Raw genomic sequence first — 12030 nt, 5'->3', positions numbered from 1 at the left:
CCATGACCCACACCTCCACCACCGACGCGCAGGCTCCGCTTCGCGAGCGCCGGGAGCCCGGAGAGGTCTTCGGCTCGGGCTTCTCCCTCTTCGCCGACATGCTGCTCGTCGGGCTGCTCACCAGCCTCGCCGCGCTCCCCGTCCTCACACTCCCGGCCGCCTTCCGCGCGGCATCCGCCACCCTCAGGGGGACGGCCGTCACCGGCGTGCAGATCAGTGCGCGTGCCTACGCCGGACATCTGCGGGCGCACCTCACCGCACGCGGCCTGGCCGCCGGGCTGCTCCCCCCGCTGCTGCTCGCGGTCCTGCTGATCGACGCCGCGCTGGTACGCAGCGCGCTGCCCGGCTCGGCTCTGATGGCACCCGCCCTGGCCGTGCTCGCGCTGAGCCTCACGGTCGTGGGGCTGCGCGCGACCGCGCTGGCGTCGCCGCACCGCCTGTCCCCGCGCGAGGCGCTGGTCCGCTCGGCCGCCGATCCGCGGGGCACGCTGCTTCTCGCCGGCGCCGTGGTCCTGGCCGCGCTCCTCGCCTGGGCGATGCCCCTTCTCGTACCGCTGCTGCCGGGGCCTCTGGCGTTCGCCGCCACCGTGGTCGACCTCCGCGCCGCAACGGGCGACGAGCGACCCTGAGCGGCCGCCGCAGCACACCTGCCCCGATCACGTACGACACCACCGGAGTCATCGCATGCCCCACACCCACCTGGACGTCGCCGGACATCCGAGGCCGCAACTCGTCCGCGACCCCGACTGGCGTGATCTGAACGGCAGTTGGCAGTTCGCCTACGACGACGAGGAGCGCGGCCGGACCGACCGCTGGATGGACCCCGGGGTCACCGCCCCCTACACCCGTACCATCACCGTCCCCTACCCGCCCGAGTCCGAGGCCTCCGGGGTGCAGGACACCGGTTTCCACCCCGTGCTCTGGTACCGGCGCACGGTCGATGTGTCCCGGCCGGTCGCGGGCCGCCGTCTGCTGCTGCACTTCGGGGCGGTCGACTACCGGGCCGACGTCTGGCTGGGCGGCCGCCTGGTGGGCCGGCACGAGGGCGGGCACACCGGCTTCTCCTGCGATCTCACCGACGCGGTCGACCGGGACGGGGAGCAGGTCCTGGTGGTCCGGGCCGAGGACCGGCCGCTCGACGCCGCGCAGCCCCGCGGCAAGCAGGACTGGCGCCGCGACCCGCACGTCATCTGGTACCACCGCACCTCGGGGATCTGGCAGCCGGTGTGGCTGGAGGACGTCCCCGACGAGCGCGTGCGCGCCCTGCACTGGACGCCCGACGTAGCCCACGCTCTCGTCCACTGCCGGGTCGACCTCAGCCGATGGCCGCGGCGCCCCCTTCACCTGACGGTGCGTCTGACGAAGGGCGGTCAAGTGCTGGCCGATCAACGCGTGCTGACGGATGGTCAGGAGACGACGTTCGACATCGCGGTCCCCGCGCTGCGCCACGGGCAGGAGCTCGACGATCTGCTCTGGAGCCCGGAGCACCCGCACCTCGTCGACGCGTCGGTGGTCCTGAGCGACGCGGCGGACGGCACATCCGTCGACCGCGTCACGTCCTACCTCGGTCTGCGCGACATCGGCTGGGACAACGGCGTTTTCCTGCTCAACCACAAGCCGTACTTCCTGCGCCTCGCACTGCAGCAGGGGTACTGGCCCGCCTCCCATCTGTCCGCAGCGGCCGACACGCTGCGCCGCGAGGCCGAACTGGCCAAGGAGATCGGTCTCAACGGGCTGCGTATCCACCAGAAGATCGAGGACCCCCGATTCCTCTACTGGGCCGACCGGCTCGGCCTTGTCCTGTGGGAGGAGATGCCGTCCGCCTACGTCTTCGGCGCCACGACGGTCGAGCGGGTGGTCGGCGAGTGGACCGAGGCGATCTCGCGTGACCTCAGCCATCCGTCGATCGTCGCCTGGGTGCCGGTCAACGAGTCCTGGTCCGTCCCGAACCCGGCGGTCGTGCCGGCGCAGCGCCACTTCATGGACGCCCTCTACCACCTGACCAAGGCCCTGGACCCGTCCCGCCCCGCGGTCTCCAACGACGGCTGGGAGATCTCGGCCGCCGACATCTGGGGTGTCCACGACTACACGCAGCGCGCGGAGGTCCTGGCCGAGCGGTACGGGCACGCCTCACTGCGGCAGGGCGAAGTCGTCGAGCAGTGGCCCGGCGCGAAACGCCTCACCCTGGACGGCGCCCGCCACCACGGACAGCCCGTCGTCCTCAGCGAGTTCGGCGGAGCCACCTTCGAACCGGCCGAGGGCGCCGAGTGGTTCGGCTACGACACCGTGGCCACGCAGCAGGAGTTCGCCGACCGGCTGGCCTCCCTGGTGCGGGCCGCGGCGGGTTCGGGGCTCGCGGGTTTCTGCTACACCCAGTTCACCGACACGGAGCAGGAGACCAACGGCCTCTTCACCGCCGACCGCAAGCCCAAGATCCCGGTCGCCGAACTCCGCTCCATCCTCACGCGGCCCGGGAACGCCGTCGCTTCGTGATCGCCACGGCCGTCCCGATCCCCGTGATCAGCAGCCCGATCCCGGTGAAGATCAGCGGCAGGAGCCACAGCGAGACGAATCCGTTGATCCGTGCGTCCTCGGGGGAATCGGCGCGGTACAGCACTTCGACCCGCTCCCCCCGCTCGTACGAGGGCGGATTGGAACCGCTCGAGCTCTCGAACGTCCTCGCCCTGCCGTCCGCCGAGGTGAACTCGACCACCGGATACGCCACGGTACTGGTGGACGACCGGGTTCTGTGGGTGCCGCTGCTGTGACTGGTGCGCCACTCGACGTCCGTCACCGTGCCCGGGGCCCGCTCGGCGTTCGCCGCGTACGAGATCGACACCCCTGTCAGGATCAACCCGATGACCAGGAACAGCCCGCCGAACGCGATCACCCCGAAGGTGACCCACCACCCGGCACCGCGCCCCCGCCCCTGACTCTGCACGATGTCCCTCTCACTTGCTCTTGATGATCGCTTTCGCGAAGTGAGAGGGACGGTATCCCAGATGCTCCGGTTGCCGCGCCCCGGCCATTGCGGGACGGATGCCTACTGGGGCCGGTCCAGGGCGTGGGCGACGACGGTGAAGGCCTCGTCGAGGAGGGCGACAGGATCCTTGGCCGCATCGCTCGCGCTCCAGCGCTGCAGCACCACGTGGAAAGCGGTGAGCGCCGTGCCCGCTGCGAGGCGCGGGTAGAGGTCGGTCTCGGGGTCGAGGCCTACGCGGCCCGCGAGCTCCGCGGCGAGGTCGTCGCGCCACTGGACCTGGCGCTCCAGGAAGCGGGCGTGCAGGGCCGGGGTGCGCAGGATCAACTGGACCACGCGCAGCGCCCGTTCGGAATCGGCGGCACATGTGGTGACGGGTACCCGCACCGTGTGCAGCAGGGCGTCGGCCGGCGTCTCGGCGGCCGGGCGCTCCGCGAGCGCGGCGCGCATGTCCGCGCCCATGTCGGCCAGGAACTGGACGACGACGTCCTCCTTGGACGCGAAGTAGCGGAAGAACGTCCGCTTGGACACGCCGGCGGCCGCGACGATCTCGTCGACGGTGACCGCGTCGAAGCCCTTGATCGCGAGCAACTGCAGGGCGGACTCGGTCAGTTCGTCCGAGACGAGCTGTCGCTTGCGCTGGGCCAGGCTCAGGTCGGTTCGCGTACTCACCCGCACACTCTACACCCCATGCCCTCCATGACACTCAGACGCACCTTGACACCAAGTGCCATCAAAGTCAGGCTGTGCCGCATGAAGCAGCCGAGGTGGAACACCGAGCGGATTCCGGACCAGTCGCAGCGGGTGGTCGTCGTCACGGGGGCGGGCAGCGGGCTCGGCCTGGAGACCGTCCGCGCCCTGGCCCGGCGGGGCGCGCGGACGGTCCTGGCCGTGCGCGACCCGGACAAGGGGCGGGCGGCCGCCGCGAGAATCACCGCGGAACAGCCTGACGCGCGGCTCGACGTGCGCCGGCTCGACCTCGCCGATCTCGATTCGGTCGGCGCCTTCGCCGACAGCCTGCGCGCCGGTCATGCGCGCGTCGACGTGCTGGTCAACAACGCCGGGGTGATGGCGCCGCCCCGCACTCTCAGCGCGCAGGGTCATGAGGTGCAGTTCGCGACGAACCACCTCGGCCACTTCGCGCTCACCGGACTGCTGCTCGATCTGCTGGCGCAGGCGCCGGAGCCGCGGGTGGTGACGGTGAGCTCGCTCGAACACCGCAAGGGGCGCGTCGACTTCGACGACCTGAAGGGCGAACGCCGTTACGTGCCGATGGAGTGGTACCGGCAGTCGAAACTGGCCAACGCGCTGTTCGGCCTCGAACTCCACCGGCGTCTGACCGCGTCCGGTTCTCCGATACGCAGCGTGCTCGCGCATCCCGGCTACAGCGCGACCGGCCTGCAGACGAACGGCACGGCCCGGCTGCCGCGTCTGCTCTTCGGATATCTCGCGAGGCCGCTGGCCCAGTCCGCGGAGCACGGCGCGCTGCCACAGCTGTACGCGGCGACCGAACCCGGCCTGCGCGGCGGCGAGTTCGTCGGGCCCGACGGCCGGGGCGAAATGCGCGGTGCGCCGATCCGGGTGGAGCCGGCGCCGGGGGCCACCGACACCGAGGTGGCACGGCGGCTGTGGGAGGTGTCGGAGGAACTGACGAAGGTGCGCTTCCCGTTCCCGGCTCTGCAGGAGTGAATAGATCATGGTGCCGACTCCTTCCGCCGGCCGCGCATGCCTGCCAGTATCCGCACATGTCCACTCATGACACGCGGGAACCGGTCGATCCGGGGCGTTCGGTCTGAGGCCCGCCACCACATCTGCGCGGAGGAGTTCACATGCCCACGTTCCGCACGACCGACGGCACGGACATCTTCTACAAGGACTGGGGTACGGGCCGGCCCGTCGTCCTCAGCCACGGCTGGCCGCTCGACGCCGACGCCTGGGACAACCAGCTGCGGCTGCTCGCGGAGAGCGGGTTCCGGGCCGTCGCGCACGACCGGCGCGGCCACGGCCGCTCGGCGCAGCCCTGGCAGGGCAACGACATGGACACGTACGCGGACGACCTGGCCGAGCTGATCGAGCACCTGAATCTCGACGACGCGGTGGTGGTGGGGCATTCGACGGGCGGCGGCGAGGTGACCCGGTACATCGGGCGGCACGGCACCGCCCGGGTCGCGGGCGCGGTGCTGCTCAGCGCGGTGCCACCGCTGATGCTGCGCACGGACACCAACCCGGAGGGCGCGCCGCGGGCGGTGTTCGACGCGATCCGGGACGGCGTGCGCAGCGATCGCTCGCAGTACTACCGGGAGTTGAGCGCTCCCTTCTACGGCGCGAACCGGCCGGGATCCACGGTTTCGCAGGGTGTCCGGGACGCGTTCTGGCTGCAGAGCATGCAGGCGGGTGCGAAGGCGGCGTACGACTGTGTACGGCAGTTCTCGGAGACGGACTTCACCGACGACCTCGGCCGGTTCGACGTGCCGACGCTCGTCGCGCACGGTTCCGACGACCAGATCGTGCCGATCGCCGCCGCCGCGCCGAAGACGGCGCAGCTCGTCAAGGACGCGACGCTGAAGGTGTACGAGGGGGCTCCACACGGCCTGAACGGGGAGTACGAACAGCGGTTCAACGCCGACCTGTTGGATTTCGTCCGCGGTATCTGAGCGCCGAGGGGAAACCGCTACGAGCGGCGGGTGGCCACGACGAGCCGGCAGCGCGGGCTGCCGTCGGGGCGCTCGCCCAGTTCGGGCAGCTCCCGCAGCGCCACGTCGAAGCCGGCCCGGCCCAACTCCCTGCGCACATCGCGCAGTCGGAAGGGCCGGTAGTACATGACGAACGGCGGCCGCCACACGGCGTTGCGCAGGCGCATCACCCCGTCGAAGCCGAGCATCGCCCAGTAGCCGGGCGATCCGGGACGCGCGGGCGCCGGCAGCGGGAACGCGAACTGCCCACCGGGGCGCAGCACTTGACGCACCTGGGCGAACAGGTCCGGATACTGCCCCGGAAGGAAGTGGCCGAACGCGCCGAAGCTCACCACCAGATCGAAGACGGGCCCGAAGGGCAGGGCGAGGGCGTCCCCGCGGACGTAGGAGGCCGTCGGTCCGCCGTCGCGCGCGACCTCCAGCATGCCCGCGCTGAAGTCGACGCCCACGGTCCGCCCCGCGCACACCTCGCGCAGCACGCCGAGCCCCGCCCCGGTCCCGCAGCACAGGTCGAGCCCGCTCTCGTACGGCCCGAGCTCGCGCAGCGCCCGCGCGACCGGGTCGAGCACGAGGTCGGGCGTGCGGAACGGCGTGTGGTCGAACTTGGGCGCGAGCAGGTCGTAGCCGCGCTCGACCGACGACAGCGCCTGGACAGCCAGCTCGCGAAGGGTGGGGCCCTGAGGTGTGAACATCGCCGATCAGCATAAGTGGGCAGGCCGCGGAAATCCGCTCTTGCCCCGCACCGGGGGTCGGGTGCTACTCTCCATCTGGCACATGCGTACGCCCCTTCTGAGGCGCCGGTGCCGATTCCTTCTCTCAGCGCCTGAGCGCTCACCTCTTCCGGTCTGCGTCACAGCGTGCGTCATCCCTGGTCAACAGGTTTTCGGCGGGTCATTCCCCGCCCCTGCACTGCCAGGCTCTCTCCCGGCCACGGGCTGTTCCGCCCGTCCCACGGGGCGTGACATTCCGCCCCGTCCTGTCGCCGGATCCCACCCCTTACCTGCCCCGCGTACGAACAGCGTCCGCGAAAGGACCGTGATCGACCATGACCAGCACCACTCTGGAAAAGCCCAGCACCGTTCTGGAAGAGCTGGAAAAGCCCAGCACCGCCGCGGAGAGGCCGCGCGCCTCCACCGCGCCCAAGGCCCCCGTCCCGGCCGCCGGCGTCCTCGACATCGGCGCGAACGGGCAGGGCTCCCTGCGCGCGAGCGACCTGCTGCCGACGTCCCGCGACGTCCAGGTCCCCGCCGCTCTCATCCGTCAACTCGGCCTGCGCAAGGGCGACTTCGTGGACGGCGCCTGCGCGAAGCCGCACACGCTCACCCATGTCGAGACCGTCGGCGGTGCCCCCGTCGGCACCGTTCGCGGCCGCCCCCGCTTCGCCGACCTCACCCCGCTCCACCCCTGCGCGCGACTGCGCCTGGAGAGCCCGGCGAGCGGCCTCGGGGGCCGCGTCGTCGACCTGTTCGCGCCGGTCGGCAAGGGCCAGCGCGGCCTGATCGTCGCGCCGCCGAAGACCGGCAAGACCGTCCTGCTGCAGCAGCTCGCCGCGGCGGTCGCCGTGAACCACCCCGAGGCCCATCTGATGGTGCTGCTCGTCGACGAACGCCCCGAGGAGGTCACCGACATGCGGCGCTCCGTGCGCGGCGAGGTGTACGCCTCGACGTTCGACCAGCCCGCCAAGGCGCACATCGCGCTCGCCGAGCTCGCGATCGAGCGCGCCAAGCGCCTCGTCGAGCAGGGCCGTGACGTGGTCCTCCTGCTCGACTCCCTCACCCGGCTGTGCCGCGCCCACAACAACGCCGCCTCGGCGGGTGGCCGCACCCTGTCCGGCGGCGTCGACGCCGCCGCGCTCCTCGGCCCGAAGCGGCTGTTCGGCGCGGCCCGCCAGACCGAGGAGGCCGGCTCCCTGACGATCCTCGCCACGGCCCTGGTCGACACGGGTTCGCGCGCCGACGACTACTTCTTCGAAGAGCTCAAGAGCACAGGCAACATGGAGCTGCGCCTCGACCGCGCGCTCGCCGACCGCCGCGTCCACCCCGCCGTCGACATCACCCCGTCCGGCACCCGGCGCGAGGAACTCCTGCTCTCCTCCCCCGAGTCGGCCGCCGTACGCGGACTGCGCCGGGCGCTCCAGGGCCGCGAAGGCCAGTCGTCCTACGAGGCGCTTCTCGACAAGCTGCGCCGCACCCCCGACAATGCCGCGTTCCTGCGCCAGGTCCATTCGACGGTGCCCACGGGCTGACCCCGTCCCGGGATACGTAATACTCGATGTATGACCCCGAGCATTACGCGCGCCGGCAGCGGCCCCGCCGTCACGGTGCGGCGGGCCACAGCGCGCGACGCCAAGCGACTCACCCGGCTCGTGCGCGGCTCCCGCGCCTACGAGGGCCCGTACGCGGCGATGGTCGCGGGCTACCGGGTGGGCCCCGACTACATCGAGGCGCACCGGGTCTTCGTCGCGGCCGGCCCGGCGGACGACCGGGTCCTCGGCTTCTACTCTCTGATCGTCGCCCCGCCGGAGCTGGACCTGATGTTCGTCGCCAATGACGCGCAGGGCCTCGGCATCGGGCGGCTGCTCGTCGCGCACATGCGGGACGAGGCGCGCGCCGCCCACCTCGACCAGGTGCGCGTCGTCTCGCATCCGCCCGCGGAGGGCTTCTACCGGAGCGTCGGCGCCCTGCGCACCGGAACCGCGCTCGCGCAGCCGCCCGCCGTCGCCTGGGACCGCCCCGAGCTCGTCTTCCCCATCGACCCCGCGATCTGACACCACCGCGGTCGCAGGGGTTCCGCCCTCGCCCCGGACGGCGCACACTCGACGGGTTCAAGGACAGGCTCTGAGCGGGCGGCAATGGGGCAAGGAGGCCACATTGGGCGGCAGCGAGGTGCGCGGCGACGCGTTCGACGTGATCGTGGAGATCCCGCAGGGCTCCCGGAACAAGTACGAGATGGATCACGAGCTGGGGCGCATCCGGCTCGACCGGATGCTGTTCACCTCGACCCAGTACCCCGCGGACTACGGCTACATCGAGGGCACGCTCGGCCGCGACGGCGACCCGCTGGACGCGCTCGTGCTGACCGACGACGCGACGTTCCCCGGCTGCACCATCGAGTGCCGGGCGATCGGGATGTTCGTGATGAGCGACGAGCAGGGCCCGGACGAGAAGGTGCTCTGCGTCCCCGCCCACGACCCGCGCCACGCGTCGATCCTGGATATCGAGGACATCCCCGAGTTCGACCGCCTGGAGATCACCCACTTCTTCGAGGTCTACAAGGACCTGGAACCCGGCAAGTCGGTGGAGGGCTCCCACTGGGAGGGCCGCGACAAGGCGTACGAGGAGATCGGGCGCTCGCGCGAGCGCCGATGACCCTGCCCGCCAACTCCCTGCGCGGTCCACCGGCCCGCACCCCCACGCGGCTCTTCGCCGACGCCGCGAGGACACCGTGCGCACGGCGGGTCTCGTGGCGGTGATCGCGGCGTTGCCCGTCGTCGCTTCGGCGTGCGAGGGCGGGCAGGGTCCGCCGCACCGGCCGGGCGGGAGCGTCGCATAGCGTGCTGCGCGACGACACCGTACGAGCACGGAGGACCCGAATGAGCGCCGCCCGCCTGCCCCTTGAGGGCATCACCGTCGTCAGCCTGGAACAGGCGGTGGCCGCGCCGTTCGCCACGCGCCAGCTCGCCGATCTCGGCGCGCGTGTGATCAAGGTGGAGCGGCCCGGCACCGGCGACTTCGCGCGCCGCTACGACGAGACGGTGCACGGCCAGTCCAGCCACTTCGTGTGGCTGAACCGCTCGAAGGACTCGGTGACGCTCGACGTCAAAACGGACGGCGGCCGCACCGTCCTGGAACGGCTGCTCGCCGAAGCGGACGTCTTCGTACAGAACCTGGCGCCCGGCGCGGCGGCCCGGCTCGGCCTCTCCGCACCGGAGTTGGCGCGGCGCCACCCCTCACTGATCGTCTGCGACATCTCCGGCTACGGCAGCGACGGACCATGGGCGCACCGCAAGGCGTACGACCTGCTGGTGCAGTGCGAGACGGGCGTCCTGTCGGTGACGGGCACGCCCGACGCCCCGGCCAAGGTCGGCATCGCGATCGCCGACATCGCAGCCGGCATGTACGCGTTCTCGGGCATCCTCACCGCCCTGTACGAGCGACACGCCACGGGCACCGCGCGTGCGGTGGAGGTGTCGCTGTTCGAGGCGCTCGCGGAGTGGATGGGTTACCCCGCGTACTACACGGCGCACTCGGGCCGGCCGCCGGAGCGGGTCGGCGCCGCGCACGCGACGATCGCCCCCTACGGCCCCTACGACGCGGCGGAGGGCGAAACGGTCCTGCTGGCCATCCAGAACGAACGGGAGTGGGCGTCCTTCTGCGCGGAGTTCCTGGACGACGCCCCCCTGGCCGAGGACCGGCGCTTCCACCGCAACTCGGCCCGGGTCGCGCACCGCGCCGAACTCGACGCGATCGTCACCGCCCGCTTCGCCGAACTCGACGCGCACGATGCGGTCGCCCTCCTGGAACGCGCCAAGGTCGCGAACGCCCGCCTCAACACCGTCGCCGACTTCCTGGACCACCCGGTCCTGACCGGCCGCGACCGCTGGCGCGACGTCGCCACCCCGGGCGGTCCCGTCCGCGCGCTGCTGCCCCCGGCGGCTCTGCACGGTGTGGAACCCCGCATGGACCCGGTCCCGGCGGTGGGCGAACACACCGAGGCGGTCCTGAAGGAGTTCGGCTACGACGACGCGACGATCGGCGAACTGCGGGCGCGGGGGGCGCTTTAGGGCGCGCGCGAGCGCGGGCCGTTCGGCCCACCACGAGGGTCACTCGGCCCGCTCCCGCCGATGGTCCTCACTGAGATGCTGCTGCACAGAGCCTCCCGTGCCCTCGCTCTCCCGCCGCAGCGCACGGTAGAGGCTCGGGCCCGCCCGTCGCAGGAGGGGGAGCTGCGACCGGCGGGCCCGGTAACGGGGCCACGCCCGACGCGCTTCCTCGCGCGTAAAACATCGCAATCGGAGCGATAAAGTGTCGCGTCAACCCTCACGCGCCCGATCACCCAGGAGTACCTACGTGACCGTAGCCATCGACTCGTCCGAGGCAGCCGTCCCGTCCGGCGAGGACGCCGGGGACACGACCGTCGCGGAGCCCACGCCCGTGGCGGACGTGCCGGAGGCGCGCCAGTCCGACGCGGGCGAGGAGACGGCCGACAGCGCCGCCCCGTCCGCGTCCGAGAACTTCTGGCAGCCCGGAGCCGCCGAGGCCGAGGCCGAGGCCGACAACGCAGACGAAGAAGAAGACGAAGAAGACGAGGACGACGACGCTTCCGGCGAGGTACCTGAGTCGATCACCCGCGACGCCCAGGAGTTCGGCGTCTACGCCCGCACCGGCGGTTGGACCTTCGCCCTGAAGGTGGCCCGCAGCGTGCGCCCCGGCGGTCAGCCCGCCGGCGAGACGCCCAAGGTCTCGGCGCGGAAGTTCGCCGAGCTGGCGGGCTGCTCGGCCGACCGCGTCATGCGCTTCTACAAGGCGTGGGACAAGGCGGCGGACGACGGTGTGGTCCCGCAGTTCGAGGCCCTTGCCCCGGGCGAGGACGTCGAGCTGCCCGACGCAGACGTGTGGCTCTCGTACTACGTCTCCCGGTCCAGCGCCGGTTCGGTACGCGGCCAGGCGATCACCGAGGCCGCCGAGGCCGAGGGCATCCGGCCGACCAAGGCCCTGGAGGTCGCCGAGAACCCGACGGCGCTGCGGGCCGCGATCCTCGCCGACCCGGGCACCGCGGAGGCCGCCCGCAAGGCGCTGATGGACCGTCTCGGCGAGGACCCCGTGCTGCGCTCGGGCCTGGCCCGCGACATCGTGCGCACCGACGACATGAAGAAGGCCGTCGCCGAGGAGTCCAAGACCGGCGACCGCCTGGAGTACGTGCGCAAGATCGTCGAGGAGGGGCAGGTCAAGACGCCCGCCGGGCAGAAGATCGAGGCTCCGCGGCAACTGCGCGAGGAGGCCGAGCGCCATCTGTCCCTGATCGACGAGCTCGACGAGGACGAGGAGGCGGGCGAGTGGGCCCGCGAGGCGTACGACAGCGTGCGCACGCTCGTCGCGCAGGCCGTCGAGTCGGACCCCGAGCTGCGGGTGCAGGAGCGGCGCGCGAAGTTCTACAGCAGCCTGCAGAAGGCCACGAAGGCCTTCGAGGAGCTGACGTTCGACGACGTCCAGGAGATCGACGACATCTACGAGGACGACATGGTGCTGCGCCTCGAGGAGCTGCAGAAGGCCATCTCGGTCTGCATCACGGCCCTCCAGACAGTGCAGCAGAAGGACTGACGGCTCAGCAGAAGGACCGACGCTCCACCGTTCCGAA

Annotated in this window: 12 protein-coding genes; 9 read left to right on the top strand and 3 right to left on the bottom strand. The window is 71.7% G+C overall.

Annotated elements, in window-relative coordinates; all coding sequences use genetic code 11:
- Positions 1–2 precede the first annotated feature (2 nt).
- Both ACIREE_RS13005 and ACIREE_RS13000 read left to right on the top strand, forming a co-directional pair.
- A complete protein-coding gene (locus tag ACIREE_RS13005) occupies positions 3–629 on the top strand; it encodes a hypothetical protein (protein ID WP_404150361.1) in 627 nt (208 codons plus the stop codon).
- Positions 630–684: 55 nt separating this feature from the next.
- Positions 685–2493, top strand: a complete 1809-nt coding sequence (locus ACIREE_RS13000; protein WP_404150359.1) for a glycoside hydrolase family 2 protein — start codon at positions 685–687, stop codon at positions 2491–2493.
- Here ACIREE_RS13000 and ACIREE_RS12995 read toward each other — a convergent pair.
- Together ACIREE_RS12995 and ACIREE_RS12990 are read right to left on the bottom strand one after the other, a co-directional pair.
- Complete coding sequence (locus ACIREE_RS12995; protein WP_404150357.1) at positions 2462–2941, bottom strand: DUF3592 domain-containing protein; 480 nt, start codon at positions 2939–2941, stop codon at positions 2462–2464. The two genes, ACIREE_RS13000 and ACIREE_RS12995, sit on opposite strands and share 32 nt — an antisense overlap.
- Positions 2942–3043: 102 nt before the next feature.
- Positions 3044–3652 (bottom strand): TetR family transcriptional regulator, encoded by a 609-nt coding sequence (locus ACIREE_RS12990; protein ID WP_404150355.1) that lies wholly within the window; start codon positions 3650–3652, stop codon positions 3044–3046.
- An 81-nt stretch (positions 3653–3733) separates the two neighbouring features.
- Here ACIREE_RS12990 and ACIREE_RS12985 point away from each other — a divergent pair, with 81 nt between their 5' ends.
- Together ACIREE_RS12985 and ACIREE_RS12980 are read left to right on the top strand one after the other, a co-directional pair.
- Positions 3734–4669, top strand: coding sequence for an oxidoreductase (locus ACIREE_RS12985; protein ID WP_404150353.1), 936 nt, complete (start codon positions 3734–3736; stop codon positions 4667–4669).
- Positions 4670–4809: 140 nt separating this feature from the next.
- The gene (locus tag ACIREE_RS12980; RefSeq protein WP_404150351.1) at positions 4810–5634 is read left to right on the top strand and encodes an alpha/beta fold hydrolase; all 825 of its coding nucleotides are present in this window, start codon (positions 4810–4812) and stop codon (positions 5632–5634) included.
- A 17-nt stretch (positions 5635–5651) separates the two neighbouring features.
- Here ACIREE_RS12980 and ACIREE_RS12975 read toward each other — a convergent pair whose 3' ends face one another.
- Positions 5652–6365 (bottom strand): class I SAM-dependent methyltransferase, encoded by a 714-nt coding sequence (locus tag ACIREE_RS12975; protein ID WP_404150349.1) that lies wholly within the window; start codon positions 6363–6365, stop codon positions 5652–5654.
- Between the two features lie 353 nt (positions 6366–6718).
- Between ACIREE_RS12975 and rho the strand changes: the two genes are divergently transcribed.
- From rho to ACIREE_RS12950, 5 genes are all read left to right on the top strand, one after another.
- Entirely contained in the window at positions 6719–7918 is a 1200-nt protein-coding gene (gene rho / locus ACIREE_RS12970; RefSeq protein WP_404150347.1) for a transcription termination factor Rho, read from the top strand.
- A 30-nt stretch (positions 7919–7948) separates the two neighbouring features.
- Positions 7949–8440, top strand: coding sequence for a GNAT family N-acetyltransferase (locus ACIREE_RS12965; protein ID WP_404150345.1), 492 nt, complete (start codon positions 7949–7951; stop codon positions 8438–8440).
- A 103-nt stretch (positions 8441–8543) separates the two neighbouring features.
- Positions 8544–9041, top strand: a complete 498-nt coding sequence (locus ACIREE_RS12960; protein ID WP_404150343.1) for an inorganic diphosphatase — start codon at positions 8544–8546, stop codon at positions 9039–9041.
- Between the two features lie 224 nt (positions 9042–9265).
- On the top strand, positions 9266–10456 hold the full coding sequence (locus ACIREE_RS12955) for a CaiB/BaiF CoA transferase family protein (protein WP_404150341.1): 1191 nt from the start codon (positions 9266–9268) through the stop codon (positions 10454–10456).
- 286 nt (positions 10457–10742) lie between these two features.
- The gene (locus ACIREE_RS12950) at positions 10743–11993 is read left to right on the top strand and encodes a hypothetical protein (RefSeq protein ID WP_404150339.1); all 1251 of its coding nucleotides are present in this window, start codon (positions 10743–10745) and stop codon (positions 11991–11993) included.
- Positions 11994–12030 lie beyond the last annotated feature (37 nt).

Source organism: Streptomyces sp. NPDC102467 (assembly GCF_044765445.1).
GTDB lineage: Bacteria > Actinomycetota > Actinomycetes > Streptomycetales > Streptomycetaceae > Streptomyces.
The sequence above is the reverse complement of the archived record's forward strand: the minus strand, read 5'-3'. Positions and strand labels throughout refer to the sequence as shown.

Bases quoted from the DNA above. Each gene is read 5' to 3' on its own strand.
- ACIREE_RS12955 (WP_404150341.1), top strand. From the start codon at position 9,266: ATGAGCGCCGCCCGCCTGCCCCTTGAGGGCATCACCGTCGTCAGCCTG.
- rho (WP_404150347.1), top strand. From the start codon at position 6,719: ATGACCAGCACCACTCTGGAAAAGCCCAGCACCGTTCTGGAAGAGCTG.
- ACIREE_RS12985 (WP_404150353.1), top strand. From the start codon at position 3,734: ATGAAGCAGCCGAGGTGGAACACCGAGCGGATTCCGGACCAGTCGCAG.
- ACIREE_RS13000 (WP_404150359.1), top strand. From the start codon at position 685: ATGCCCCACACCCACCTGGACGTCGCCGGACATCCGAGGCCGCAACTC.
- ACIREE_RS13005 (WP_404150361.1), top strand. From the start codon at position 3: ATGACCCACACCTCCACCACCGACGCGCAGGCTCCGCTTCGCGAGCGC.
- ACIREE_RS12980 (WP_404150351.1), top strand. From the start codon at position 4,810: ATGCCCACGTTCCGCACGACCGACGGCACGGACATCTTCTACAAGGAC.
- ACIREE_RS12975 (WP_404150349.1), bottom strand. From the start codon at position 6,365: ATGTTCACACCTCAGGGCCCCACCCTTCGCGAGCTGGCTGTCCAGGCG.
- ACIREE_RS12965 (WP_404150345.1), top strand. From the start codon at position 7,949: ATGACCCCGAGCATTACGCGCGCCGGCAGCGGCCCCGCCGTCACGGTG.